The 26328-nt window shown below is 67.8% G+C and carries 20 protein-coding genes; 9 read left to right on the top strand and 11 right to left on the bottom strand.

The window, feature by feature from the left end:
• The first annotated feature begins 179 nt into the window (after positions 1-179).
• Positions 180-2900, top strand: coding sequence for a pyruvate, phosphate dikinase (locus tag H6717_19415; GenBank protein MCB9579206.1), 2721 nt, complete (start codon positions 180-182; stop codon positions 2898-2900).
• 97 nt (positions 2901-2997) lie between these two features.
• The gene (locus H6717_19410; protein ID MCB9579205.1) at positions 2998-3147 is read left to right on the top strand and encodes a hypothetical protein; all 150 of its coding nucleotides are present in this window, start codon (positions 2998-3000) and stop codon (positions 3145-3147) included.
• Position 3148: 1 nt separating this feature from the next.
• Here H6717_19410 and H6717_19405 read toward each other — a convergent pair whose 3' ends face one another.
• Entirely contained in the window at positions 3149-4042 is an 894-nt protein-coding gene (locus tag H6717_19405; GenBank protein MCB9579204.1) for a nitrilase, read from the bottom strand.
• Between the two features lie 79 nt (positions 4043-4121).
• Here H6717_19405 and H6717_19400 point away from each other — a divergent pair, with 79 nt between their 5' ends.
• Positions 4122-4463: a hypothetical protein gene (locus tag H6717_19400; GenBank protein MCB9579203.1), complete on the top strand. Its 342-nt coding sequence runs from the start codon at positions 4122-4124 to the stop codon at positions 4461-4463.
• A 23-nt stretch (positions 4464-4486) separates the two neighbouring features.
• On the opposite strand, the gene hemL is transcribed toward H6717_19400, so the two are convergent.
• The gene (gene hemL / locus H6717_19395) at positions 4487-5764 is read right to left on the bottom strand and encodes a glutamate-1-semialdehyde 2,1-aminomutase (protein MCB9579202.1); all 1278 of its coding nucleotides are present in this window, start codon (positions 5762-5764) and stop codon (positions 4487-4489) included.
• Positions 5765-5888: 124 nt separating this feature from the next.
• Between hemL and H6717_19390 the strand changes: the two genes are divergently transcribed.
• Positions 5889-6902 carry a serine/threonine protein kinase gene (locus H6717_19390; GenBank protein MCB9579201.1) on the top strand — a complete coding sequence of 338 codons (1014 nt, stop codon included), beginning with the start codon at positions 5889-5891 and terminating at the stop codon, positions 6900-6902.
• On the opposite strand, the gene H6717_19385 is transcribed toward H6717_19390, so the two are convergent.
• Together H6717_19385 and H6717_19380 are read right to left on the bottom strand one after the other, a co-directional pair.
• The gene (locus tag H6717_19385) at positions 6869-8662 is read right to left on the bottom strand and encodes a response regulator (protein MCB9579200.1); all 1794 of its coding nucleotides are present in this window, start codon (positions 8660-8662) and stop codon (positions 6869-6871) included. The genes H6717_19390 and H6717_19385 overlap by 34 nt on opposite strands.
• Before the next feature lie 90 nt (positions 8663-8752).
• Positions 8753-12499, bottom strand: coding sequence for a protein kinase (locus H6717_19380; protein MCB9579199.1), 3747 nt, complete (start codon positions 12497-12499; stop codon positions 8753-8755).
• Positions 12500-12659: 160 nt separating this feature from the next.
• Here H6717_19380 and H6717_19375 point away from each other — a divergent pair, with 160 nt between their 5' ends.
• Together H6717_19375 and H6717_19370 are read left to right on the top strand one after the other, a co-directional pair.
• On the top strand, positions 12660-13925 hold the full coding sequence (locus tag H6717_19375; protein MCB9579198.1) for a serine hydroxymethyltransferase: 1266 nt from the start codon (positions 12660-12662) through the stop codon (positions 13923-13925).
• 83 nt (positions 13926-14008) lie between these two features.
• On the top strand, positions 14009-16036 hold the full coding sequence (locus H6717_19370; protein ID MCB9579197.1) for a protein kinase: 2028 nt from the start codon (positions 14009-14011) through the stop codon (positions 16034-16036).
• 1 nt (position 16037) lies between these two features.
• Here H6717_19370 and H6717_19365 read toward each other — a convergent pair whose 3' ends face one another.
• The 4 genes from H6717_19365 to H6717_19350 form a co-directional block, all read right to left on the bottom strand.
• Entirely contained in the window at positions 16038-16724 is a 687-nt protein-coding gene (locus H6717_19365) for an outer membrane beta-barrel protein (protein MCB9579196.1), read from the bottom strand.
• 105 nt (positions 16725-16829) lie between these two features.
• A complete protein-coding gene (locus H6717_19360; protein MCB9579195.1) occupies positions 16830-17717 on the bottom strand; it encodes a serine/threonine protein kinase in 888 nt (295 codons plus the stop codon).
• On the bottom strand, positions 17714-19090 hold the full coding sequence (locus tag H6717_19355; GenBank protein ID MCB9579194.1) for an N-succinylarginine dihydrolase: 1377 nt from the start codon (positions 19088-19090) through the stop codon (positions 17714-17716). Before H6717_19355 ends, H6717_19360 begins: the two co-directional genes overlap by 4 nt.
• Positions 19030-20433 carry a hypothetical protein gene (locus H6717_19350; protein ID MCB9579193.1) on the bottom strand — a complete coding sequence of 468 codons (1404 nt, stop codon included), beginning with the start codon at positions 20431-20433 and terminating at the stop codon, positions 19030-19032. Before H6717_19350 ends, H6717_19355 begins: the two co-directional genes overlap by 61 nt.
• 97 nt (positions 20434-20530) lie before the next feature.
• Here H6717_19350 and H6717_19345 point away from each other — a divergent pair, with 97 nt between their 5' ends.
• Positions 20531-21691: an alanyl-tRNA editing protein gene (locus tag H6717_19345; GenBank protein ID MCB9579192.1), complete on the top strand. Its 1161-nt coding sequence runs from the start codon at positions 20531-20533 to the stop codon at positions 21689-21691.
• On the opposite strand, the gene H6717_19340 is transcribed toward H6717_19345, so the two are convergent.
• Entirely contained in the window at positions 21692-22609 is a 918-nt protein-coding gene (locus tag H6717_19340; GenBank protein ID MCB9579191.1) for a MerR family transcriptional regulator, read from the bottom strand.
• Between the two features lie 97 nt (positions 22610-22706).
• On the opposite strand from H6717_19340, the gene H6717_19335 reads away from it, so the two are divergent.
• Complete coding sequence (locus H6717_19335; GenBank protein MCB9579190.1) at positions 22707-23798, top strand: alpha/beta fold hydrolase; 1092 nt, start codon at positions 22707-22709, stop codon at positions 23796-23798.
• Positions 23799-24038: 240 nt separating this feature from the next.
• Entirely contained in the window at positions 24039-24698 is a 660-nt protein-coding gene (locus tag H6717_19330) for an SUMF1/EgtB/PvdO family nonheme iron enzyme (GenBank protein ID MCB9579189.1), read from the top strand.
• 4 nt (positions 24699-24702) lie between these two features.
• On the opposite strand, the gene H6717_19325 is transcribed toward H6717_19330, so the two are convergent.
• Both H6717_19325 and H6717_19320 read right to left on the bottom strand, forming a co-directional pair.
• On the bottom strand, positions 24703-25629 hold the full coding sequence (locus H6717_19325) for a LysR family transcriptional regulator (protein MCB9579188.1): 927 nt from the start codon (positions 25627-25629) through the stop codon (positions 24703-24705).
• Positions 25626-26222, bottom strand: a complete 597-nt coding sequence (locus H6717_19320) for an NrdH-redoxin (GenBank protein MCB9579187.1) — start codon at positions 26220-26222, stop codon at positions 25626-25628. The genes H6717_19325 and H6717_19320 overlap by 4 nt, the downstream gene beginning before the upstream one ends.
• Positions 26223-26328 lie beyond the last annotated feature (106 nt).

Genomic DNA, 26328 nt, shown 5'->3' with positions numbered 1-26328 from the left:
CTGCTGGGAGAAAGGTTGCTCGCGTTGCAACCAGCAGTCGTCGTCGCGAGCCCGATCCCTACCTGCTGGCCGGCTGAGTGGGCCCGCAAAAGTTACGCAAATATGCGTCAGTGCCGGCGCACCGCGTCGTGGCGGGTGCCCTTGCGTTCGGCGGAACGCTGAGCGATGACGAGCGCTACATGGCCAACAAGAGAATCTATCGGTTTGCACCCGGCAAGGCAGATGGACGCACGGATCAGAAGCCGTTGCTCGGGGGCAAGGGAGCGAACCTGGCGGAGATGGCGAACCTGGGCATTCCAGTGCCGCCAGGCTTCACCATCACCACGGAAGTCTGTTCCGAGTACTACGAGGCCGGCGGCAAGATCCCCGACGGTCTGGCGGAAGAAGTGGCGGAGGCCATGGCCTGGCTCGAGAAAGAGACGGGCAAGAAGTTCGGCGACCCCAAGAACCCCCTGCTCGTCAGCGTGCGCAGCGGCGCCCGCGCCAGCATGCCGGGCATGATGGACACCATCTTGAACTTGGGTCTGAACGACGACGTCGCCGCCGGTTTCTCGGACCTGACCAAGAACGAGCGCTTCGTGTACGACGCGTATCGCCGCTTGCTCACCATGTACGGCAACGTCGTGCTCAACGTGAAGCATCACTCCTTCGAGCACGTGCTTCATGGAGCGCGGCGCGCCCTGGCCAAGGAGCTCGGCATCGAGGCTCCTGGGGACGACGAAGAGCTGGCGCGTGTGGTGCCGGATTCTCGCCTCACCGCCCCACTGCTCAAGAACGTGGTGAAGGACTACGAGAAGATCCTGGAGAAGGAAGCCAAGGGCGGCTTCTCTCCCAAGCCCTTCGACCAGCTGATGGGCGCGATTCGCGCCGTGTTCGCGTCCTGGAACAACGATCGCGCCATCTTGTACCGGAAGATGCACGGCATCCCGCACGAGTGGGGCACCGCCGTGAACGTGCAGTCCATGGTGTTCGGCAACCTGGGCGACACCAGCGCCACCGGCGTGGCCTTCACGCGCGATCCCAGCACCGGCGATCACCGCTTCTTCGGGGAGTGGTTGCCGAATGCTCAGGGCGAAGACGTGGTGGCGGGCATCCGCACGCCGCGGCCCATCGCCAAGAGCGCCGACTCCAAGGGCGAGTCTCTCGAGGAGAGCATGCCCGAGGCCTACGGCCAGCTGTTCGAGGTGCAGAAGAAGCTCGAGACGCACTTCAAGGACATGCAGGACATCGAGTTCACCATCGAGGACAAGAAGCTCTACCTGCTGCAGACGCGCAACGGTAAGCGCGCCGCCCGGGCGGAGGTGAAGATCGCCGTCGACATGGTGGCCGAGAAGCTCATCGGCAAGGAAGACGCGCTCCTGCGCGTGGACGCCAACCGCCTCGAGCAGCTGCTGTTCCCGTCGGTGGATCCCAAGGCCTCGCAGAAGCCCTTCGCCAAGGGCTTGGCGGCGTCTCCGGGCGCCGTCACCGGGCGCGCCGTGTTCAGCGCCGACGAAGCGGAAGAGCGCGCCGGCAAGGGCGAGGCGGTGATCCTGGTGCGGGTGGAAACCTCGCCGGAAGACCTGCACGGCATGAAGGCCGCTCGCGGCATCCTCACTGCCCGCGGCGGCGCCACCAGCCACGCGGCGGTCGTCGCTCGCGGCATGGGCCGCGCCTGCATCGTGGGCTGCTCCGCCATCAGCATCGACTACGAGCTGCAGATGCTCACCGCGAAGTCGGACGGCGAGAACGTGATCGTGCGTATCGGTGATGTGATCACCATCGACGGCTCCACCGGCGCCGTGTACCAGGGCGAGGTCGACAAGATCGACCCCGAGCTGGGCGGCGAGATGGAAACCCTGATGGCCTGGGCGGACGAAACTCGTCGCATGAAGGTGCGCACCAACGCGGACACCCCGGAGCAGGCCAAGAAGGCTCACAGCCTGGGCGCTCAGGGCATCGGCCTGTGCCGCACCGAGCACATGTTCTTCGACGAGAAGCGCATCGCGGCCATGCGCGAGATGATCTTGGCGGCGGACCAGACGGCGCGGCGCAAGGCGCTCGACAAGCTGTTGCCGTTCCAGACCGGAGATTTCGTCGAGCTGTTCCGCGAGATGAAGGGCCTTCCCGTCAACATCCGCCTGCTCGATCCGCCGCTGCACGAGTTCCTTCCGCAGGACGTCGGACAGATCGAGGAGCTCTCCAAGATCATGGGTGTGGCGCCCTCCGACATCACGCGCAAGGTGCAGGAGCTCCACGAGTTCAACCCCATGCTCGGCCACCGCGGCGTGCGCCTCGCCATCACCTACCCGGAGATCAGCGAGATGCAGGTGCGCGCCATCCTCAGCGCGGCGTGCATCGTCCAGAAAGAGGGCACGCAGGTACTGCCGGAGATCATGATCCCGCTGTCCCTCTCCAAGCGCGAGCTCGACCTCATGAAAGAGGTCGTGGATCGCGTGAAGACCGAGGTGTTCCAGGAGCACGGTACCGAGGTGAAGTACAAGTTCGGCACCATGATCGAGCTGCCCCGGGCGGCGCTGCTCGCCGATCAGATCGCGCAGACCGCCGAGTTCTTCTCCTTCGGCACCAACGATCTGACGCAGACCACCATGGGCCTTTCCCGGGACGACTCCGGGCGCTTCCTGCCCAGCTACGTGGACGGCGGCATCCTGCCCTACGAGCCCTTCGTGTCCTTGGATCGCGAGGGCGTCGGCCAGCTCGTGCGCATGGCCTGCGAGCGCGGGCGAGCCACCCGCGCGGGCATGTCCCTCGGCATTTGCGGCGAGCACGGCGGCGACCCGGAGAGCATCTTCTTCTTCGAAGAGGTCGGTCTCGACTACGTCTCCTGCTCGCCGTTCCGCGTGCCCATCGCGCGCCTTGCCGCGGCCCAGGGCACCCTCAAGATGAAGCAGAAGAAGTGACAAGCCGCTCCGCGCCGAGCCTCGTCTTCTGGATGTCGGCTCGGCGCGGAACCGTCGCGATCACGACGTCTCGATCCTCACGAACACGGAGCTACTCGTGACTGCACCCTCAGCCGCCGCCGCGGTCATCGTCTTCATGCTCTCCCTGGCCGGGACCATGATGACGTCCCTAGCTCCAGTAGCAGCGACGGTCGTTTCCAACGCAGTGCAGATGGGCTCGGCCCTCTACCTGCTCGGCAGCGGCTGATTCACTCGTCGCGCACCACTCGTGGCACTCCGACCTTGCGAGCCAAGCGATCGATCTCGCGGTGGATGAGCGCGAGGTTCGAGTCCCGCACCGTGGGCAGCTGAAAGCGCGCAGCGCGCACGTCTTGATAGTCGATGTCGGCCAACAGCGTCGTCTCTTCATCTGGGCCGGCTTTGGCCACGGTTCGGCCACGTGCGTCCAAGATCCTCGAGCCACCCCAGAACTGGTGCCGCGCTTCGGTGCCCACGCGATTGGCGAACGCGATCGGCATGCCGTAGAGCGACGCGTAGAACTCGAGCGCGAGGTCCCAGCGGTGCGGTTTCTCGAAGTCACCGCTGTCGAGGTCCAGGGACGAGTTCGTCGGCGCGATGAGTAGTGTCGCCCCGTGCAGGGCGGCGAGGTACACGAGGGCCGGGTTCCACATGTCGGAGCAGACGAGCGTGGCGGCGGTGAACGGCCCTGGAAGCTCGAAGGTGCTCAAGTAGCGCCCTTGGGCGAAGTACTTGGCCTCTTCCATGGCGCCGTAGTTGGCGAGATTGAGCTTGCGGTGCACGTGCACCAGGGAGCCGCTCCTCAACGCTGCAACGGAGTTGAAGAACTGCGCGCCGTAGCCTTCTTCCACGAAGCCCACGAGCACGGTCATGCCGCCGGCGGCGACCGCGAGCTTCTCGATGTTGGGATCCAGCTCGCGGCCCTCCAAGGACATCGCGATTGCGTCCGCCTGCGCGCCCGCGCCGTAGCCCGTGAGGGACAGCTCCGGGAACACCACCACGTCTGCTCCGCGAGCGCGGGCGTCGGCGATCAGATCCAGGTGTCGTTCCACGTTTCGCTCGAGCTCCAAGAGCCCGGGAGCGAGCTGGACGACGGCGAGTTTGAGGCGGCTCAGTGCGGTCATCTGTGTGTTCCAGCCAGCGACGGATTGTCCTCCGGCAGCGTAACTGGCGGCGTCCTCGCGGTCGACCGCCGCCGAACCCGTGGCCGGGATCCGGGCGTTGGTGTACACTTTGCCGGTGCCGCCCAAGGACCCAGGTGCAGGAAAGCTGCCGTCGTTCACCAAGAGCGCCCGAGGCATGCTCAGCAAGAGCGAAGACCTGGTGATCGACAAGGCGCGCGACAACTGCGATCAGCAGCCGGGGTTCGACGAAGACGGCCTGATACCGGCGCAGCACTGTTCCCACGGCTCGCACGGCAGCCACGGCTCGCACGGCAGCCACGGCTCGCACGGCAGCCACGGCTCGCACGGCAGCCACGGCTCGCACGGCAGCCACGGCTCGCACGGCAGCCACGGCTCCCACGGCAGCCACGGTTCCTGGTAGCGCCCTCCGCGGGCGCACGCGGGTCAGTCGCGGAGGGCGGCGTCCGCGGCTTCGATCGTGCGGTCGATGTCCGCGTCCGTGTGGGCCGCCGACAAGAACGCCGCTTCGAACTGAGACGCCGGCCAATACACGCCGCGCGACAGGAGCCCTGCGTGGAACTTGGCGAAGCGATCGCGGTCCGCAGCACTTGCGTCCAGCCAGGAGCGCACCGGCCCGGGATGGAAGAATACGGTGATCATGGAGCCGACCCGCTGCACCGTCGCGGTCACCTGCCGCGCGGAGAGGGCCTGCTCGAGGCCGGCCTGGAGCCGTGCTCCCAGCTTCTCGAGGTGTGCGTAGAGCTGGCTGTCGAGGCGCTCCAACGTCGCGAGGCCTGCGGCCACGGCGACGGGATTTCCGCTCAAGGTTCCCGCCTGGTACACGGGACCGAGAGGCGCGAGCTTCTCCATGACGTCGCGCCGCCCACCGTAGACCGCAAGGGGCATGCCGCCGCCCACCACCTTGCCCAGACACGTGAGATCCGGTCGGATGCCGAAGCGCTCCTGAGCGCTACCTCGTGCCAGACGGCATCCCGTCATGACCTCGTCGAAGATCAGGAGCGCGCCACTGTCCGTGCACAGCTCCCGTACGCGCTCGAGGAATCCATCCACTGGAGGCACACAGCCCATGTTGCCCACCACTGGTTCCAGGATCACGGCGGCGATCTCGCTTCCACGCTGGGCGAACAGGGCCGCCAGCGCTTCCGGGTCGTTGTAGCCGAGGGTCGCCGTCGTTTCCACGATGCCCTTGGGCACACCGGCGGAGTCCGGGTTGCCGAAGGTGGCGGCGCCGCTGCCAGCCTTGACCAAGAGCGCGTCCGAGTGCCCGTGGTAGCAACCGTCGAACTTGACGATCACGTCGCGTCCGGTGAACCCCCGGGCTACGCGCAGGGCGCTCATCGTCGCTTCGGTTCCGCTCGAGACACAGCGCAACATCTCGATGGACGGATGTCGCTCCACGATGGCCTCGGCGAAGCGAACCTCGCGTTCCGTCGGCGCGCCGAAGGAGAGCCCCCCGTCCACGGCCTCCTTCACGGCGGCGAGGACACCTGGATGGGCGTGCCCCAAGATTGCCGGCCCCCAGGAGCCGACGAAGTCGACGTACTCGCGCTCGTCCGCGTCCCAAAGCCGGGCGCCCCGCGCCCGGGCGATGAAGGGCGGATGACCGCCGACGGCGCGGAACGCTCGAACGGGGCTGTTGACGCCGCCAGGCATGAGGCGCTCGGCGCGTTGAAGAAGCTCTCGAGAGGCCGACATCTGCATGGCTCCTTGTTAGCTCGAATCGTCGCGGGAGGGGAGCGGGGAGCAGCCCGAAAGCCCGCCGGATTTGACGGCCGTCGAAAGCGAGGCGAGGATTTTCCCCCGCGGTAATCCGCGGCCACGCCGCATGAGCGCCCTAGGACGACCTGCAGAAGCGACCGCCGAGCTCGGCCCCGGCTCCCGGCTCGGCCCCTACCAGCTCGTCTACGCCGTGGCCCAAGGTGGAATGGCTCGGGTGTGGGCCGCGCTCGACACCACCAGCGGGAGCGTGGTGGCGGTGAAGACCATCCGTCCGGAGCTCGCGCACGACGCCGGCTACCGTCGCCTGTTCGAGGACGAGGCGCGCTATGCCTCCAGCGTAGAGCACCCCAACGTGTGTCGTGTCTTCGGGTTGGCGGAGGAAGGCGGCGTTCTCTACATCGCCATGGAGTGGGTGGTGGGAGAGAGCTTGGCTCGCATCATCAAGCCGGCCAAGTCCGCGCCGGCCGAGCCCGTCGAGCCCCGGATGGGGGCGCGTTTGATGGCCGACTTCTGCGTGGCGCTGCACGCAGCCCACGAGCTGCGGGACGAGAAGGGCAGCGCCGTGCGTCTGGTTCATGCGGACGTGTCTTTGCAGAACTTGATGGTGACGCGACAGGGCGGCGTGAAGCTGGTGGACTTCGGCGTGGCGCGGGCCCGCACCACCGGCAGCCGCAACGTCCCCAAGATGGACGGCAAGGCCGCCTACATGGCTCCGGAGCACGCCGCCGGCAAACGCCTGAGCCGCCTGTCCGACGTATTCACCTTGGGTATCTGTCTGTACGAGGTGACCACCGGCAAGCGCCCATTTGCGACCGGCAATTGGGACGCCACCATCGAGCGACTGCTGGCTGGCGAGTTCGTGCCCCCGAGCGAGCTGTCCGAGGACTATCCGCCGGAGCTCGAGCGCGTGCTGCTTCGGGCCATGGCGCAGTCGCCCGCCCACCGCTTTCCGTCGGCGCTGCGCATGAAGCGTGCTCTGGAAGACTGGCTTCGGAAGTCGGGCCCCCCGATCGGACCGGGAGAGGTAGCGGCGTTCCTCGAGCAGCGCGCCGGGCCGGGGATCGCCCAGCGGGAGGACTACATCGCTCAGACGCTGGGCCGCGCGCCAGCCAAGCGCTGAGCCGTCGGGGCTGCGGCCACGAGCTGTTCGACCCGAGTAGGGTCGAAGGGCTTGTCCAAACAGGGGTTCGCGATCGAGTCGACGAATGCCCGCGCGCGCTCCGTGAACGCCCCTCCGCTCACGAACACCAGCTTGTCCACGAGGCCGTCGCCGCGGGCGTGAAGGGCATCGTAGACATCCATGCCGGTGAGATCCGGCATCATCAGGTCGCAGAAGATGATGTCGAAGGACTCGTGGGACAAGAGCTCCAGCGCTTCCCGGCCGCTGCTGGCGGCGGTGACGGAGTGGCGTCGGAGCATTCGACCCAGGGAGCGGCGCACCAGCGGCTCGTCATCGACCACGAGGATCCGCCGCGCGACCACCGCTTTCGGCTCGAGCTCCGCTTCGGGCTCTGGTGGAGCCATGGAGCTCGCTTTCACGGGGGGCAGTACCACGCGAACCGTGGTGCCGGCGCCGACCGTGGACTCGATCTCGATGCGTCCGCCATAGCCGTCCACGACGCCCTTGCAGGCAGATAGGCCGAGACCGGTGCCTTGTCCCGGAGCCTTGGTGGTGAAGAAGGGCTCGAACACGTGCGGCAGCGCCTCTTCGGCGATGCCCTCTCCGGTATCGCTGATTTCGACCACTACGCCATCGGCGCTCCGCTTCAGACGCAAGCGGACTTCGTGCTCTTCAGCGCGGCCTTCGGGCAGGGCGTGGGCGGCGTTCACCAACACGTTGACGAAGACTTGAGCCAAGCGAGACTCGTCTGCCGCGACCAAGGGCACGTCGTCGTCGTACTCCTCGGTCACCCGGGCGCGATGCTTGAGCTCGCCGAACACGAGCTGCAGCGACGACGACAGCGCCCGACGCACGTCGGTCGGTTCTATTCGTTCCGGGTCCACCCGGGCGTAGGCCCGGAGGTCCCCGACGATGCGCTGAGCCCGGAGCGCGCCTTGGAGCGACTCCACGAGCGCCTGGTGCAGCTCCGGATCGCGCGCGCACTCCTGCTCGTGCTCGGTCAACAGCTCGTGGATGTAGGTCAGGTTACCGACCACGTAGGCCAAGGGGTTGTTGATCTCGTGAGCCACGCCCGCGGCGAGCTGTCCGATGGCGTTCATGCGGTCGGCACGTGCCGACTCCACGTCACGGAGGGCCTTCTGGCGCTCGACTTCCGCCGCTACCCGTCCGCTCACCGCGGCGTCGCGCGCCTTGACGTAAGCAATGCTGACGGACACGACCGCCGCGATGAACATCGTGGGCAGCGTCAGTGACACGATCCAACGACCGTCGGTCCCCATCTGGTCCGGGATGCGAAGGCCGAGTCGCTCCAGCAGGACCCAGATCGGCGGCTCCACCATGGTGGCCACCGTCCACCACAGACCATCCTTCACGCCTGCGACGAACACGGCGATGAGCGGGGCCATCGACAGCACCATGATGGACTGGGCGTTGGAGCCGCCCCGAACTCCCACGGCCACCGTGATCCCCACGAACACCACCGCTGCCGAGATGTTGCCCACCACGCGTACTCGACCGGTTCGTCGCAGGTAGGCGATGGACCCGCCAGCGATCAACACGCCCGCGAGCAGGACCACCGCCTGCAGAGCGGAGCCTCGGATGGCGTGCACCAGCCCGATGAACGACGCCGGCGGCGCGATGATGAGGAGCATCGCCGTGACCAGCCGGGCGCGACGGGCCGTGTCCGGATCGGCTTCTGCCAAGCCGGGGGGCACCGCCCACGCGAGGATCCGGCCCCAGATGTGGGCGACCGAGCTCATGACTCTCCAGCCGAGCAAACGGCACCGCGCCGCGCATCTTGAGGTGGAACGCGACGGGGCTCGCGCCGGACCGACAAAAGAAGCGGCGGGCTACTCGCTGGCGCGGCGGGAACGGTCGTTCAGCAGGGCCCGCCATGCGTCGATTCGCTGGCGGGCGTGCTCCGGCCAGGGCAGGCGAGAAAGGCGGCCCAGCAGGTGCGGCGTGTGGTCGCCGGCTCGGGAGCGCTGACCGAACACTTCACTGGCGGCTTCCAGGGACTCGTAGGCCTTGTCACCGTCGCCCGCGGCGATCTCGAGCCAGGCCTGGGTCAGCAGGAAGTGCTGGCGCGGCTCGGCTTCTTCCACGCGAATGGTGGCGCACTGCTCGAGCAAGGCGCGAGCGGTGTCTACGTCTCGACGCGCCAGCGCGATCTGCGTGCACAAAAGGCGCGACTCGAGGATGCCCCAAGGGTCGCGCATCTGGGTGTAGATGCTGGCGGCCAAGTCCGCGTGGATTTCGGCCATGTCCAGATCGTCCGTGTCGACGCCGACCATGGCCAAGAGCCGCTCGCAGGCCGCCTGGCCGCGGGGAGTGCGCAGCGACTCGAAGGCGCCCAGGGCGTCCATCGCTCCCAGCTCCGCGCTGTAGAAGTTCATCAAGCGGTGCTCCACGTGCGACAAAGAAGCGTTGGCCTGGGCGATGCCGAGGCGGTAGCCGGCGCGCTCGAACTCGGAACGCGCTTCCAAGGTCAGGCGGCGGGCGCGTTCCGTCGCGCCTTCGGAGTGGTCGATCCACGACAGCAGCAAGAGACACTGCCCGCGACCCAACGGCTGCCCCAGCAAGGCGAAGTGACTTTCCCCCGCCTCGATGACCGAGCGCGCCCGCTCGTAGTTGCCGAGCAAGTACTCGATCTCGCCGATTACCGCCTCGCACTGAGCTTGCCCGAGCACGTTGCCGAGCTCGGTGAAGATCTGGTGGGCGAGATCCACCAGCAGCACGCCCTCGCCGCTGGCGCCCTTCTCGCTCGCCAGGTGGCCGAGCAGGCGTAGCGTGTGAGCGAGGTTCTCTTTGTCGTCGAGCTCCTCGAAACGCTCGCGTGCGATCTCCGCGTGCGTCGTGGCGTCCTCGGCGCGGCCGAGATGGCGCAAGGCTTCTGCCTGCCAGCGGTGCTTGAGGGCCAGGGAGCGGCCCTTGAGGTGGCCCTTCAAGAGCTCCAGATCGCCCAGCGTGGCCAGCGGCTCCCGCGCGCCCAGCCAGGCGTTCTGCAAGAAGCCGAAGAGCAGGCCACCGGCGGCGTCGGGCTCGCCGGCGTACAACAGGTTGGCGACTCGCTGTCGGACGATGCGTCGCGTGTTGGACAGGGGATGGGCGGCCAGCGAGTCCGCCGCCGCGATGAACACGTTCTTCGCGTCGGGGCGCTCCATCAGCTGCGCGAGCAGGTGCTCCTGCAACAGGGCGTGGGGCCACTGATAGCGACCGGAGCCGCGCGGCAGGATGATCTCGGCGTTTTGCAAGCTGATGATGGCGTCGTCTGCCGGCAGACCCAGGACCGTGAGCAAGGAGTGGAGCACCCCGCGGCGAATGTCGCCACCCAGCGTCGCTACGGCATAGGCGGCCAGGCGCTGACCTTCGGGTAGCGCGGAGACCCGGCTGTCCCACAGCTCCGCCGTGGTCTGCGGGCGCACGGCCAAGACCTCTTCGGGCACGCTGTAGGTGCCGCCCGCGAGCTGCATGTTGCCGGCCAGCGCCCAGGCGTGGAGTTGTTGCAGCGCGAACAGCGGGTTGCCGCGGCTGCGGCGAGCGGCCTCGAGCACGGCGGCGTCTTCCAGCGGCAGCGATGCGCGCAAGAGAGAGGCGGTGGTGTCCGCGTCCATCGGCTTGACGTCCACCACCACGCCGTCGAGGACCTCGCGCAGATGACGCAGCCGCTCCGCTGCCGGCGTACCGAGCTGCACGTCTTCGGAGCGGACCGTGGCGACGATCACGATGCGTTGATCGCGCTCGTCGCGATGGATGCCGAGCAAGCCGTCGAAGGTGGTCTCGCCGGCGTGATGCAGGTCGTCCATGAAGAACAGCATCGGCCGACCCCGCGCCAGGCGCCGCAGGCTGTAGCGGATCACGAGCCGCCGGGTTTCCAGCGTGTCGAGGGTGAAGCGAATACCGCTCGGTCCCACCGGTTGCTCCGGCGACAACGGCCGGAGCCACTCCGCGGCGCCCGCCACCCAGGCGCGGCCGTTCTTGTCGTCGGGCGAGACCTTCCAGCGGGAAAGCAGCGATTTTTCGATGACGTTGCGGTCGGAACGCTCGAAGTTGAAGTACTGCGTCACGCCGCCGAGCATGCCGTCCAGCGGGCTGCGGATCGGGCGGTAGCGCGCGCGGAGCGGGATCATCGTCCCCTCCTCGTGCACCACCTCGCACAGCCACTCCGCGATGCGGCTCTTGCCTACGCCGGCGCCGCCCACCAGGATCACCAAGCGGTGTGGCTCGCCGACGCCTTCGATCACGTCGTCGCACACCTCCCGGAGGATGCGCTTCACGTCGTCGCGACCGACCAGCGGGCTCTGCCGAATGCTGAGCAGCCCGGGGGCACGTTGAGGTGCGGCGCCCAGCGCTCGAGCTTCACCCCGCGGAGGTCCGGTCTTGCGCGTGGTGGGCGCCGGAGGCTGGGCTGCGTAGCGGGGCAGCTCCGGGAAGGTCCAGACGTTCTCGTGGGCATCCGCCGTGGGCCGCCACTCGCCCCACACGGCGCGGGCCTCGGCAGCGAACTCGAAGCGATCCCACGGGCGCTTGGCGAGCAGCCGATGGACGAAGGCGACGACTCCTTGAGGTGCGGGTATCGCGAGCTTCAGCTCCGGCGTCTTCTCGAAGGCGTGGAGGCGCAGTAGCTCTTTCGGATCCCCCGAGAACACGGAGCGCCCGGAGAGGAACTTGTAGAGAATGCAGCCGAGGGCATACAGGTCCGTTGCCCCGCACACGTGGTGCATCTCGTGCTGGATCTGCTCCGGGGCCATGTAGCCGGGAGTGCCGGCGCCGGCGTGGGGCGTGAATTCGATGGGTTTGGAGCCATCCAGCCGTTCGTCGTGGGGGTCCTGTTTGAGCCACGCCAGGCCGAAATCCAGGATGTGGACCAGCGGCGGCTCGCCGGTGCGCTCTTCCACCAGCACGTTCGAAGGCTTGAGGTCCCCATGGATGATGCCTCGCGCGTGGGCATGCGCGAGGGCGCCGAGGATCTGATCCACCGTCGACCAGATCAGCTCGAACTGGTTCGGGACCTGAGACAGATCGTGGAGCGAGACACCGGCGGCGAGATCCATCGCCAAGTACGGGGTGCCGTCGGCGAGCTGGCCGAAATCCTGTGCGCGAACGATGCAGGGATGGTTCAGAGCCGCGAGTGCCCGCGCCTCCTTGTAGAACCACATCACGTACTCGGCCGCGAGCTTGCTCTCGGGTGGGATCACTCGCTTGATGGCGACCTGGTGATTGCTGGCAAGATCGCGGCAGCGATACACGATCCCCATGCCGCCTTCGCCGATGACCTTTTCGACCTCGTAGCGATTGGCGATGACGTGTCCGGGGAGAACTGGCGACGGCGTCCCGAGCGGAGTGATCTCCGGGGCCGACACGTTCAGGATCGAGCTCTCCTTCAGCGATGCGGCGGAGGGGATGCTCGGGGGCGCGCTGTCCTCGTCCTCTTCCGGCTCTGCTTCGGGTGGCAGTCCGGACAAACGTGACGCAGCGGTGACGTTGTCAGCGTCGGCGGCGGGCGCAGATGTGCCACTGACGGCCGAGTCGGTCGTCGCACCGTCTTTTTCCGACGGCACTTTGGGCTTTGGATCCACGTTGCCCCCGTTTGCCATGGGCGGCGCGAGTTTAGTCCGGGTCGACCCTCAGTCGAGAGCCCGCGGACCCTCGACCAAATTCGTTTCAGCATAGCCATATTTTTCAATGGTTGCCACGGCTTACGAGCAGGCCGGTGAGCCCTTGGTTCCGCCCGGTGTGGACGCTACCCTGCCGGCCATGTCCACACCCCGCATCGACCCGCCGCTCACGGAACGCGACCCCGAGATTGCCCGGCTGATCCGCGAGGAAGAAAGCCGCGAGACCGACAAGATCCGGCTGATTCCGAGCGAAAACTACGTTTCTCGCGCGGTGCTGGAGGCGACCGGGTCGGTTCTGACCAACAAGTACTCCGAGGGCTACGCAGGCAAGCGGTACTACGAGGGACAGCAGGTCATCGACCAGGTCGAGGAGCTGGCCGTGTCCCGACTGAAGGCGCTATTCGGCGCGGAGCACGTCAATGTGCAGCCCTACAGCGGGAGCCCGGCGAACCTGGCGGTGTACTTGGCGTTCTGCCAGCCCCACGACCCCATCATGGGACTCGGCCTGCCGTCCGGTGGACACCTCACCCACGGCTGGAACGTGAGCATCACGGGCAAGTACTTCGCGAGCCACGCCTACGGTGTGCGCAAGGACGATCATCGCATCGACTTCGATCAGGTCCGCTCCCTGGCTCGCGAGCACAAGCCGAAGATCATCTGGTGTGGCACGACGGCCTACCCGCGCGTCCTCGAGTTCGACAAGTTCCGCGAGATAGCCGACGAGGTGGGAGCCAAGCTGTGCGCCGACATCGCGCACATCTCCGGATTGGTGGCGGGTGGCGCCCACCCGTCGCCGGTGGGCATCGCCGACGTGGTCACCAGCACCACCCACAAGACGCTGCGGGGGCCGCGCGGGGGCATCATCCTGTGCAAGGAAGAGCACCGGAAGGACATCGATCGAGCGGTTTTTCCGGGACTTCAAGGTGGGCCCCACAACCACACCACGGCGGGCATCGCGGTGGCGGCGTTGGAGGCGCAGCAGCCGGAGTTCAAGCGTTACGCCCAAGCCGTGGTCGACAACGCCAAGGTGCTCGCCGAGGCACTTGCGCAGAAGGGCTTCTCCTTGATCACGGGCGGGACGGACAACCACCTGGTGCTCCTGGACCTCACACCCAAGAACACCCCCGGCAAGGTGGCGGCGAAGGCGCTCGATCGCGCGGGCATCGTGGCAAACTACAACTCCATTCCCTTCGATCCCCGAAAGCCCTTCGACCCGTCCGGGCTTCGCATCGGCACTCCCGCCATCACCACCCGAGGCATGGGGGCGAGCGAGATGAAGAAGCTCGCCGCTTGGATGGACGAAGTCGTGCGCGCTCCGGAAGACGAAGCGGTCATCGGTCGAGTTGCCGGCGAGGTGAGGGAGCTGTGTCAGAGCTTCCCGCCGCCGGGCATACCCGCTCACTGATTCGCACAGGGTGTGCGTGTGTGCTCTCGACGCGCACCCGAGGACGAAGCCGACCAGACGGTGTATCCTTAGGGTTGGCGACAATGCGCGCGCTTCGAGGAGGCCCGACTCAACGGCTCGGCCGCTACGAGCTCCTACGGCTCATTGGTAGCGGCGGCATGGCGGAGGTGTACGAAGCACAGCGCTCCGGGCCCCGCGGCTTCTCGAAGCGCGTCGCGGTGAAGCGTATCTTGCCGCAACACGCCGGGGATCCGCGCGTGGTCGCCATGTTCTGCGACGAGGCGCGGATTCACGCGGGGCTGTCGCATCCGAACCTGGTTCAGGTGATCGACTTCGGAGAAGACGACGGCCAGCTGTACTTGGTGTTGGAGCTGGTGGAGGGGATGAGCGTCGCGGATCTCCTGTGTCGCATCGCCGCCCGTCGCCGCACGGTGGATCCCGCCGCAGCTTTGTTCATCGCGAGGGAAGTGCTCGCGGCGTTGTCCGTCGCGCACTCTGCCTGCGACGACTGGGGCCGACCGTTGCACTTGGTGCACCGGGACGTGTCACCCGGCAACATCCTGATTGGGTCGGCGGGGGAGGTGAAGCTCGGAGACTTCGGCATCGTGCGCGCAGCGGAGCTCGATTCTCGCACTGCGCCCGGAGAGCTGAAGGGCAAGGTGGGCTACATCTCGCCGGAGCAGGCCATGGGCTTGCCCTTGGATGCGCGCAGTGACTTGTTCTCGGTCGCCGTGGTGCTCGCCGAGATGTTGTGCGGCGAGGCCCTGTTTCCCGGCCAGAACGAGCTCGAGATCTTGCGCAGCTTGCACGCGGGGGATCTGAGCGTGCTCGAGCGCCACGCTCCGCGGTTCCCCGAGGACGTGATGGCGCTGCTCGGGAGCGCGCTGTCGTCACTGCCGTCCCGGCGCTTTGGCTCCGCCCTGGAGATGGCCGCGGAGATTGGGCAAATTGCCGCGCGGCACCGCCTCACGTTGTCCACCTTCGCCCTCAGCGAATGGCTCACGGACATGGGCCTCCTGGAGCTCAAGAGCGACGTTCGCGAGAAGCCCGCGACGCCCCCGCCGGCCCCGCCGCGCGACGAGCGGCCGAGCGATCTGCCGTTCACGGAAGAAGTGACGCTGGTGCTCGATGAGCCGGAGCCCGTGGAGCTGGCCCACGCGACCATCCACCCCGCGCCCGTCGAGTACCGAGTTCAGCCCGCCGGCGGCAGGCTCGGACAGCCCGTTTCCCTGGCTCAGGTCCTGGGTGGCGTCGCCACGGGTGCGTTTGGCGCGGATGCGCGGGTGAGCCGCAACGGAAGCCCACTCGCCGCTCTGAGTGAGCTCGCGGAGCTCGCAGCCTTGGCGACCCGCCCTGCGTACCGGTTCTTCGACGCCGTCGCGCTGCGCGCCAGCGAGCGCTGGCGACCACAGCAGCGCACGTTGCCCCGAATGCTCTTCGATGCCGTGGCGGAAGGAAGAACCGGGCTTCTGTGCGCTCGGCGTGGCCGGGAGCAAAAGCGCGTCTACTTTCGCGACGGCGTGCCCTACTTCACGTCCTCCACCGACGCGCACGAGTTGCTCGGCAGCATCTTGGCGGAGCAAGGCGTGCCGACCGTCGCCATCGAGGAAGCGCTCGCGGAGGGCTGGCGCCACGGCCGTCGTCTGGGTCAGGCGCTGGTGGACGGCGGCGCCGCATCGTCGGCCTTGGTCACCCACGCCCTCGCGTCGCAGCATCGTCGTCGTATTGCGTCGCTCATGAGCTGGCCGGAAGCGGAGCTGTTGTTCGAGACCGGCGCCGAGCCGGGGGAGAGCCCGACGCAGGTGTTCGGCGCGCCGGAAGCGCTGTTGGCCGGCGCGGTGATGGATGCCTTCGACGATGCCGCCATCTACGCCATGCTGGCGCCGGTAAGGTCGTCGCCGATCGAGCGAGTGACGACGGCACCGTTCAGCACCGCCCGCCTGGGCCTCCCCGCCTCCATGGCGTTGGTGCTGAGTCGAGCGGGGCGCGGCGAGACACTCGAAGAGCTGGAGGCCAGCGCCGTGCCGCGGATTGCGGATGTCGCCACGGTTCGGCGCACGGTGTATCTCGGTCTGTGCGCTCGGGTGCTCACCGCCGCAGGCTGGTCCTGACTCACAGCGCGTAGCGTGCGAAGAACTGCGCCTGCATGGCGGTGGACGCGCGCGTGGCCACGGCGCCGGTGCCGTCTGCGGCTGCGGTCCCGCTCGTCAGCGCTTGTCGAGTCGTGGCCTCGGCGTCCGGTTGGGCCGTGGCCAACACGCGCAGGGCCGCGCCGAGCTTGAGCTCCCGCGTCACGTTGAGCTCTGCCCCCAACCCCAGGTAGCCCACGGGAAAGATGCCTTCGGTGCGCCGCCCCGCGAGATCGATCCGCGTCCACTCCATGCCGCCGCCCAGCTCGACGTACGGCGTGAGGACGAAGCTCGGAAACATGCGCGCCCCCACGCCGGCGGTGACGTGCGTGGGATCTCGGTCCATTCCCTCGTCGATGGCGCTCGGGTCGGCGTTGTAGAAATCGAGGCCCAGCGAGCCGAAGAACCAGCGGTTGGGCGCCAGGGTGCCGAAGACGCCGACGCCGTTCATGCGGCAGTCGTCCCACTTGTCGGAGCTGCCGTCGGCGTGGCGGAAGCCGTAGCCGCCGACGCGCGCGCCGAAGCCGGGGCGCATTCCCAGGAGCTTTGGCGCGTCGCTTTCGGCGCTACCGTCCTTTTTGGCGTCGTCGCTGCCAAAGATGGGATCGGCGAGCGCCACTTGGGGCACGAGGAACAGGGCGGCGATCACGAGCACGTTCGGTTTCGGCATGCCCGCCTGCTTCGCAAGCCGTGTGCCGACGCGACCCGTGGCGGATTCGACCGCTTTGCGCGTGTCACTGCGAACGCGCTTTTACTCGCGCACCGGGAGGGACATTCACGCGTGCGGCGCCTTCGAATGCGCGAGCGGTGTGGCGCAACGAAGCACGTCGGATAGGCCCCCGCGCCGTTCGCTCGAAGAGCTCAACAGCTTCGTGCACAGCTGATCCAGATCGGAAGGTACGCCGCTCACGAGCAAGCTGGGAGGCGGCGCGCCGACGGTCCGCTTGCGGACGAGCACTTCTTGCGCCGTGCCGGTGAAGGGAACGGTGCCGGTCAGCGCTTCGAACAACAAGAGCCCCACGGCGTACCAGTCCACGGCCGGCGTGAGCTGCTCGCCGTCCCACTGTTCCGGCGCCATGGTCGCCGCGGTGCCCACCGGTCCGTCGAGAGCGTCGTCGTCGGGACGCGCACACAGACCGTAGTCCAGCACGATCGCCGTGTGCTCCACGACGCGGACGTTTTCCGCGGATAGGTCCCGGTGCACGAAGCCCGCCGCGTGCAGCGCGCCGAGGCCGTTGGCCAGCCCGTGGAGCGCCGAGCGCAGACGCTCGAGGCCGTTTGCGTCGAGCGCACTGAACTGACTCTCCCCCAGCTCTTGCACGGGCTGCCCGAAGGCCAGCGGTAGGCTCCGCCGCGGCCGGGACTCTTCCGGCGTGGTCGCTGCCGGTCTCCGCACGTAGTCCACGAAGGTCGGGCCCCGCGCCAGGGACATGGTGAAGAAGGGAGGGGAAGCGTCGAAGAAGGCCTGGTACAGACGGACGAGATTCGGGTGATCGAGGGCTTGAAGGGCCGTGAAGCGCTGGCGCTCCGCGGCGGGCAGCGGGGCCTTCAGCACCTTGAGCGCGACGCGCCGATCGTCCTCGAGGTCCCGCGCCGCACAAACAAACCCGAACTGCCCCTGGCCCAGAGTCTCCTCGACGACGAAACGATCCGGGAGCTTCACGGCCGTTGGAAGTCGTAGATGCTGCCGAGCTCGAGCAAGCGGGTGAGCTCGTCCAGTGCCTGACGCGTCTCGCGCAGGAGCTCGGGATCGGCAAGGTCGGGGGCCGAGAGGCGGTCGCGATAGTGGCGATCGAAGAAGGCCCGCAAGTCGTTCGCCAATGCGTCGTCGAGGAGCACGCGGCCCATCAGTGCATGCTCTTGCTCACGAGTGAGGCGCACGCGCAGCCGGAGGCACGCGGGGCCGCCGCCGTTCTTCAGGGAAGCGTCCACGGCCACCGTGTGCACGGCGGAGACGGGATTGTCCGCGTCGAGAACCCGCTCGAGCCAGCGCCAGGAGGCCGTGCTCTCGCGGGCGGAATCGGGGGCGATCAGCGCCATCGAGCCATTCGGCAGAGACAGGAGCTCGGAGTTGAACACGTAGCTCCGAACGGCCTCGTCCACGGCGAGCTCCTCGCGGCTCGCCAGCACGACCTCGAGCTCGCTGCCCAGGCGGGTTTCGAGCTCCGACAGCAGGGCCTCGGCGTCGCGGAAGGCGAGCTCGTGCAGCAGCAGCACGGAGTCGGTGCCGACGGACAGCACGTCGCTGTGGAAGCTGCCGGCGTCGATGCCATCGGGATGCTGCTGCCAGAACAGCGTGCGCTCCGCGGGCAACGCGGCGAGGCGGGCGACGGCCTGGCTCGCTTCCAGGCTCTGCCGCGCGGGGTGGATCTGCGTCGGCGCCGGTGTGGCGGCGCTCCGCCCCCAGCCGAACAGGTGCAGCGCGCCACGAGAGGTGCAAAGGCGCGTGTGATTGGCGGCTCCCTCGTCCGAGAGCAACGGCGCCGGAGGCAGCGCCGCGTGGACGTCGAAGGCATTGGCGGCGAACACGTGCTCGAGCACGCGCCGGGTGACCGGCGCTTCCAGGCTGCGATGGAACAGCGTCTGCAGGTTCGCCACCACGAAATGCACCCGCGCGTCCGTGGTGTCCGACGACGGCGCTACCGTCGCCGCGTTGGCGGTCCACATCGCCGACGCGCTGCACACGTGCGCCAGCATGCCCGCCCGTTCGGCGCGCTCCAGCACCTGCGTGTCGCTCCCGGAGAAGCCGATGCGGCGCAGGGCGTCCACGTCGGGACGCGGGTGGGGAGGCAATACCGCCTGGCCGGCGCCGAGGGACGCCACCAGCTGCATCTTCTCGAGGCTCTGCTGCGCGGCCTTGCGCGGGTTGCCGACCTCGCCGGCGTGGCGCGTCGCCGCCAAATTGCCCGGGGACAGCCCAGCGTGGGAGTGCGTGGGCCCGACGATGCCGTCGAAGGCGATCTCGCGAGGGGCCGTCACTCGAGCCGGTAGCGCCGAACGTGAAGGACCTGCGAGGGGCTTTCGCCGTCGATCCATGCGAGAGCGACCTTGTCGCCCAGGATGGTGACCGCGGGGTAGTCCGCGGTGCCGGCGGGCGCACCCTTCTGCGTGGCGACGGTCACCTCGGGGTAGCTGCCGAAGCTGCTCTCGCCCTGGTCGCGGAGGTCGGCGTAGGCCATGCCCAGGACCAGCTGCGTGTCTTGGCCGTTCTGGACCGATGCGGCGGTCGCGAGGCGGAGCCGCCCGCCTCCGGGAACGACGGCGCTGGTGCCGACCGCGTACACGGATGGATTGCGGCCGAAGGGCGTTGCGCTGTTCGAGCAGTCGGGATCGATCAAACAGCCGCTGCTGGTGCAGAACGCGAAGTGGGTCTCGGCGGCGTGCGCTCCCAGGTAGGAGGAGGAAAACGCGACGATGGTGAGCCCCGGCACCGGAGTGGTGGACGAGACGGTGTCCCAAGTGGGTTGCTGAGGGCTGCAGTCCGGCTGCCCTTGGGACGTGGTTCCGACCTGCCAGTAGTAGTTGTTCTCGTTCTTCTTGAGGTTCAAGAACGCCGGGCTCCCGCCCGCGGAGAGTGGAGCGACGCGATCGGCTCCCACGTCGAAAGTGCCGTAGGGCTTCTTCTCGCTCGCGATGAACACCATCCCGCTCGAGGCCCAAGTGGCAGCCATGTCGGAACCCATGGGGGTCGGCTTGGGGTAGCCCTTCACGTCGAGCACGTCGTACTTGTCGCCGACGATTTTCGGAGCTCCGGTCATGCTCAGGGTTTCGTCCAGGGCGGCGTGCCAGATCTTCGTCCAGGTGAAAGCCTTGTAGGTCACGAAGTAGGTCTGCAGCGCCCCGTCGTTCTCCGCGATACCAGCGACGCTGCCAGGGGTCTCTTCTGCGACCCCGGCATCGGGCAGCCCCGCCAGGAAGTAGACCATGTCGCGCGTCACCTCGAACTGGTTGTCGGTCGCGGTACTGCTGAAGCTGCTCACCTTCAGGTCGTGGTTTTGCAGCGAGGCTGCGTAGGTCGAAACCACGAAGTGCGAGCCGATGGTCCCCAGCGTCACGCGCTGAAGATCCGGCGTCGGTTGATCGATGGCGAAGCCATCGTCCACCAGCGCCCCTTGAGGTGCGTGCTTGCACACGCCGGCCTGGCAATCGTCGCTGGTGAACGCGTCTTGGTCATCGCAGTCCGCGGGCGTCGTGCAGTCCGGCACGGCGGCGTCCGACCCCGCTTGGCCGCCGCTGCCGGCCTGACCCGCGCTGCCCCCCGTGGCGGCTTCGGTTCCGGCGTCCGCCGGATCGCCCTTCAGGCTGTCGAAATCCAAGAGGAAGGCACAAGAAGCTGCGAAGGGCAGGACCAACGCGGCGACGAAGCCCAATCGGCGCATGCGGACAAGTCTAGTGCACCGAGCCGGGGTGGGAAAGTGACGGGTATTTGTGGGTTTGTCGGGGCAGCGCGAGCCCGTCGCGTTAGCGTGGGACGTCATGGCCACCGCGCGGCTCTACTTCGAGGATCCCTGGCTCGTGGAATTCGAGGCGTACGTGGTCGCCCATCACGCCATCGATGGCGACACTTGGCTCGAGCTCGATCGCTCCGCGTTCTACCCGGAGGGCGGAGGACAGCTGCCCGACCGTGGCCACATCGGTGACGCCGAGGTGGCGGACGTCCAGGTGCGGGGCGACGTGGTGCTCCATCGTGCGAGCGGCGCGCTCCCCGAGGTGGGGACGCGCGTCCTGGGACGGCTGGATCGCGCTCGGCGTCGCGTGCACATGGCGCTGCACACCGGGCAGCACGTGCTGTCTCGCGCGCTCTTGGAAGTAGCGCAGGCGGAGACCGTGTCTTCGCGCCTGGGCGACACGACGTCTACCATCGACGTTGATCGGCCGAACCTCTCGGACGACCTGCTGGGCAAGGCGGAGGCGTTGGCCAACTCCGTGGTGGACGACGACGTCGTCGTCCGCGCACGCTTCGTGACGCCCGACGAGCTCGCTGGCTTGTCCCTGCGTCGCGCTCCCAAACAGACGGACAACGTCCGCGTCGTGTCCGTGGCTGGCTTCGACGACACGCCGTGCGGGGGCACGCACTGCACGCGCTCCGCTCAGATCGGCCTGGTGAGCATCACCGGAAGCGAGCGCTACAAGGGCGGGACCCGCATCGTGTTCAGCGCCGGCGCTCGCGCGCGGGAGGAGCTGTCCCGGAACGCAGCGGAGCTGCGGCGCTTGGCGAAGGCGCTGACCTGCGCCACGGCGGACGTGGGAGCGCAGCTGGACAAGCTCCGGGATCAGCTCGACGCCGCCCGCCAGGAGCACGGCGCCACACGTACGCTGCTCGCTCGAGAGATAGCCCGCGGGGCCAGCGGTTCGCCCGCGGTGATCGTGCTGGCGGAAGGTGGCGCCGAGCTGGCGCGCGCCGTCGCGGCTCGAGTGACGGAATCTCCCGAAGCCAGCGTCGTGGTCGCAGCAGAGACGCCGGACGGCACTTCCGTAGTGGTGGCACGCGGCAGCGCAGCGGCGTTCGACAGCGGCGCGTTCTTGAAGCGCCTGGCCGCCGCGACGGGCGGCCGGGGCGGGGGGCGTCCAGAGCGCGCCGAGGGGCGGCTGCCGCTCGGTGTGGACGTCGCCCGTGCCGTGCAAGAGCTCGGCTGATCAGTGCATGCGTCGCGTGATCTCTTGCTCCAGCTGGGGCCAGGTGATCACCTGCGCGACGCGCGGGCTGTCGATCTGAACCGAGCGCGCGTTCTGCCCCCCGAGCCACACGTCCGTGCTGGCAGGCAGATGTGACAAGAGCCAGCGCAGTTGCTCGGCGACTTGGTTTGGATCCGAGGAGCCCGACACACTGATGCCGACGACGTCGGCACGCAGTGCCCGCGCGGCTTCTGCAATTTGATCCACCGGAGTGTCCACCCCGAGCAGACGAGGCGTTGCACCCAGCAGTGAGGCGAACAGCGCCGCCATGTCGAGACCGAGGCCGTGGTGCTCTCCGGGCAGAGCCGTGAGCAGCAACACGGGCTTGGCGGTCGTGCCTTCGTAGGCCGAGAGCAGCAGGCGCAGCTGCGTCGACAGTTGCTCGGACAGCATGTGCTCGTGGCGGACGTCGAGCTGCCGAGCTGCCCACGCCTCCCCAACCCGCTCGAGCAGGGGGCTGGCCACGTCCGCGAGAAACGCCTTGGGGCCGAGGGTCGCTACCGCGCGACGGAGCTCCATCCGCACGGCGTCGGCGTCGTCGGAGCTCAGGGCGTCGAGAATGGAGGCCACGGTCGGGGACTGGCCGGCGCTGGGCTCGACATCCAGGCGTGCCGCCTGCGTCAGGATTTCTTCGAGCTCCGGGCGGGCCTTGTGCACCACCTCGCCCGCCCGGTAGCCCGCCTTCAGGGCCCGGGCGATGAGCGTGAGGCGCTCCACGTCTTCTCGGCTGTAGACGCGGATTTTCGCCTCGTTGCGGCGGGGGGAGGGAAAGCCGTAGCGCCGCTCCCACATCCTCAGGGTGTCCGAGGAGATGCCGGTCAGCCGCGAGGCCACCCGAATCGAATAGCCCGTTTCCTCGGCGCCATTGGTAAGGCTCATCACCTGGGATCCTTATGTCCTGGACACAGGTTAGTCAAGTGATGGACGCAGCACTGTTGACCGCTCCATCGCTGCCAGCAATCCTGAGATGGTGAGGATGGTGCGCCGCGACCTTTTGAGGAGTGGATGGGCGGTGGCGCTGCTCCTCGCGGCTTGTGGCGGCAGCGACTCGGCGACGGCGCCACCCCACGCTCAGGCCGACGGGGCGGCCGGCCAGGACGCCATCGCGCCGGACGCTGGCACGGTGCTGGATGCAAGCGTGGAGGACGTCGTGTCGGAGCCTGTCCCCGACGTCCCCGCACCTCTGGGACCGCCCTATCCCATCGTGCTGGCGCACGGCTTCTTCGGCTTCGAGCAGTTCGCCGGCGTGGACTTCGCGACCTACTTCTACGGTGTGAAGGACTATCTCGCCGCGCACGGCGAGACGATGGTGATCACGCCCGCAGTCGATCCCTTCAACGACTCCACCTACCGCGGCGAACAGCTCCTTTCGCGCGTCGAGGAGCTGCTCGCGCAAACGGGCTACGCCAAGGTCAACATCATCGGTCACTCCCAGGGTGGCCTCGACGCTCGTGTCGTCGCCGCCGAGCGTCCGGATCTCGTCGCCTCCGTCACTACCGTGGCCACGCCCCACGGCGGCACCGAGGTCGCCGACATCATCCTGAAGCTGATCCCGAATCCCCAGGCGCAGCAGCTGGTGGACTGGCTCGTCAAGATCGTGGGCGCACCCCTCTACGATCAGGTGGGCAAAGAGACCGCGGTGTCGAAGCCGCTACATCTGTTCTCGAAGCAGGGCATTGCCGAGTTCAATGCCAAGTATCCCGACTCACCGGGGGTGGAGTACTTCTCCGTCGCTGGTAGGAGCGACTTTCATCTGGGCGGAACGGACTGCAAGGTGTCGTCTGCGCCGCCGTTCATCGCCAAGTTCGCCAAGGTGCTCGACCCCGTCGACCCCCTGCTATCCGTCACGGAGACGGTGCTGGATGGCGGCCTCTTGGACCCTTACCCCAACGACGGTCTGGTGCGGGTGAAGGACGCCAAATGGGGGACATTTCTCGGCTGTGTGCCAGCGGATCACCTCGACGAGATCGGTCATCTGTTCGGCGACAACCCGGGGTTCGGCAATTCTTGGCGGCACGACGAGTTCTACGCCGCGCTGATCGCGTATCTTCGAGACCAAGGCCTGTGAGGGAGCGATGAACAGAGGTCACGCGTTTGTGATTCTTACGGTGCTCACCGCCATTGCGTGCGGCTCCAGTCATGATCGCCCGCCCCCGTGCACCAACTGCACCGGTCTCGGCGGTAGCGGAGCCACCACGGGTGGCGGGGGTTCCGGCGGGTCGACGGGAGGCGCGGCGGGCGCCGCGGGCGCGCCGGCGCCGCGGGGAGCGGCGGAGGCGCCGCGTGCACGGGTTGGGGCGGCTCGCCGATGGTCGAGATCACCGGGCCTGCGGACGAGAAGTTCTGCATCGACGTTCGCGAGGCGACGAACGAGGAGTACGGCAAGTTCCAGGCAGCGGCCGGCAATCCGAAGCAAGGCGCACCCTGCGCCTGGAACACCACCTTCGGCTCGAACCACGCTCTGAACAAGAAGGACGAGCCCGCGTTCTCTCTGGATTGGTGCGACGCCCTCGCCTTCTGCAAGTCTTTGGGCAAGCGGCTGTGCGGGCGCATGGATGGCCAGCCCGTCGCGTATCCGAACGAGTTTTCCGATCCCGCGAAGAGCGAGTGGCACTACGTGTGCACGAACGGCGGAACCACCCTCTATCCCTGGGGTGCTGCCTACACCCCGGACACCTGCAACGGGCACTCCGTTTCGAACCCGGTGGCGCCGGTGATGAGCTACCCGGCCTGTCACGGCCAGAGTGCGCCGTTCGACCAGGTCTTCGACATGGCGGGGAACGTCGCGGAGTGGACCAACAACTGCGAGACGACCAACCAGGGCGAGTCGGACAAGTGCATTCTGCGCGGCGGAAGCTACTTCTCCGCCCCCGCCAACGATCAGCTCAAGTGCGGCAGCGATCTGGAAACGTCGCCTCGGGGTCAGGACAACACGGACTTCGGGGTCCGCTGCTGCAAGGACTACTGAGCCCTCAGCGGCGGTTCTTCACGTCCTTGCGGCGCGGGGCTCGGGATATCGCGTCCTCGACGGCGGCGATCACGTCGGTCGTGAAGCTCGAGTCCGCGTCTTCCTCGCGGCAGGCGGCGTACACGTCCGTGTCCGGTACCAGGTCCGGCGGGAGCTGCCACAGGCGACCCCGCGCCACGTCCTCCTTGGCCACGGCGTCCGGCAGCACCGTGACGTAGCGCCCCGACAGAGCAACCTCGCGATTCGTGGACAGCATCAAGATGCGGAAACCGACTTCCCGCGGACGTTCCACGGGCCAATTGTCCATGGGCGTGCCGCGGTCGCCGATGCTCGGCACGGAAAACGGGTGCTCCTCGAGCTGTGCCGGAGTGAGGCGACGCTTCCCGAACAGCGGGTGTCCCTTGCCGCAATAGAGGGAGTTGGTCAGAGATCCGATCTTGCGGCAGGTGATGCCGGCGAGGCTGGTAGCGTCGTAGTAGAAGGCCACCTCTATCCGGCCGCTGGCCAGCTCGCGGTTCGCGTCGCGAGAGCTCAGTGTCGTGAGGCACGGCGTGACGCGAGGGTGTTCTTCGGCGAGGGCGAGCAGCGCGGGAAGCACGAAGTAGTCCGTGAGCACGCCCAGGGAGCTCAGCCGGTAGTCCCCCGTGAAGTCGCGCTCGAGCACTTCTTGCATCGAGTGCTCGAGCCCCGTCATCGCGCGGCGAACGGCGGCGAGCAGACGTTGACCGGCGGAGTTCAAGACGATGCGCCGCGCACTGCGCACGAACAGCTCTTCCCCGAGGGCTTCTTCCACGAGTCGAATGGTGCGCGACAGCGCCGACGGGCTGACGTGCAAGCGCGCCGCCGCCGTGGGCAGGTGCTCGGTCTCCGCCACCACGCGGAAGACGGGCAGCCACGGCCACACGTCGCCGAGCTTCTTGTCGGCTTTCACAGCGTCTTTTCGTTCTGTGCAGTCTCGATTGCGCGCTCCAAGGCACGCGGAGAAAATCCAACGAGGATCTCGCCCATCACGTCGATCACCGGGATGGACGCCGACGGCTTGTGGGCGCGGGCGAGCTTTTCCTTCATTTCTCGGGCCGCCACCTCGTTCTCTTCGATGTCCTTGTGGATCACGTGGACGCCGCGTTGCTTCAGGTAGCGGGCGGCGTCGTGGCACGGTTTGCACCACTCCGCGCCGTAGATGATGGCGACGACTTGGCCGGGCTTGGCGCCGACTGGAGGCTCCTCGCCGCCGCCGGCGGCGGAGCCACTGGGCGCGGCAGCCACCGCGCTGGGGGCGAGGGCTTCCACCCGCGCCTTGCGCTTGGAGGCGCCCTTCTCGTCCCACGCCGCGCGCGTGATACTGGTCACCGGGTAGCTGCCGTCCGGACCTTTCTTCTCCAGGTTCGCGACATAGACCAGACGCCCGGTGCCCTCCGTGCGGGTGGTGACGACGACCCGCACCTCTTTGCGGGCTTTCTCGGGAACGTCAGCGATCTTCTGGACGACGTGGAAGTCACCCTTGTCGTCGATCCAGGTGAGCAGGAGATCTCCGGTGTCGTCCTTCAGCGTGAGGGGTGGGAGGTCGCTCGTGGTGGGCCGGGCTCCGGTCTCGTCCTGACCGCCGCCGCTCTTGCCCTGACAGCCGACA

The organism is Polyangiaceae bacterium (assembly GCA_020633235.1).
In the GTDB taxonomy this organism is placed as follows: Bacteria; Myxococcota_A; Polyangia; order Polyangiales; family Polyangiaceae; genus JACKEA01.
Note: the sequence above shows the minus strand (reverse complement) of the source record. Positions and strands in the feature narration are given on the sequence as shown.

Coding starts and splice junctions, on each gene's coding strand:
- H6717_19345 (MCB9579192.1), top strand. CDS start 20,531: ATGGCCACCGCGCGGCTCTACTTCGAGGATCCCTGGCTCGTGGAATTC.
- H6717_19335 (MCB9579190.1), top strand. CDS start 22,707: ATGGTGCGCCGCGACCTTTTGAGGAGTGGATGGGCGGTGGCGCTGCTC.
- H6717_19365 (MCB9579196.1), bottom strand. CDS start 16,724: ATGCCGAAACCGAACGTGCTCGTGATCGCCGCCCTGTTCCTCGTGCCC.
- H6717_19375 (MCB9579198.1), top strand. CDS start 12,660: ATGTCCACACCCCGCATCGACCCGCCGCTCACGGAACGCGACCCCGAG.
- H6717_19385 (MCB9579200.1), bottom strand. CDS start 8,662: ATGAGCTCGGTCGCCCACATCTGGGGCCGGATCCTCGCGTGGGCGGTG.
- hemL (MCB9579202.1), bottom strand. CDS start 5,764: ATGCAGATGTCGGCCTCTCGAGAGCTTCTTCAACGCGCCGAGCGCCTC.
- H6717_19390 (MCB9579201.1), top strand. CDS start 5,889: ATGAGCGCCCTAGGACGACCTGCAGAAGCGACCGCCGAGCTCGGCCCC.
- H6717_19340 (MCB9579191.1), bottom strand. CDS start 22,609: ATGAGCCTTACCAATGGCGCCGAGGAAACGGGCTATTCGATTCGGGTG.
- H6717_19350 (MCB9579193.1), bottom strand. CDS start 20,433: ATGCGCCGATTGGGCTTCGTCGCCGCGTTGGTCCTGCCCTTCGCAGCT.
- H6717_19380 (MCB9579199.1), bottom strand. CDS start 12,499: ATGGCAAACGGGGGCAACGTGGATCCAAAGCCCAAAGTGCCGTCGGAA.
- H6717_19355 (MCB9579194.1), bottom strand. CDS start 19,090: ATGGATCGACGGCGAAAGCCCCTCGCAGGTCCTTCACGTTCGGCGCTA.
- H6717_19415 (MCB9579206.1), top strand. CDS start 180: ATGGCCAACAAGAGAATCTATCGGTTTGCACCCGGCAAGGCAGATGGA.
- H6717_19405 (MCB9579204.1), bottom strand. CDS start 4,042: ATGACCGCACTGAGCCGCCTCAAACTCGCCGTCGTCCAGCTCGCTCCC.
- H6717_19330 (MCB9579189.1), top strand. CDS start 24,039: ATGGTCGAGATCACCGGGCCTGCGGACGAGAAGTTCTGCATCGACGTT.
- H6717_19370 (MCB9579197.1), top strand. CDS start 14,009: ATGCGCGCGCTTCGAGGAGGCCCGACTCAACGGCTCGGCCGCTACGAG.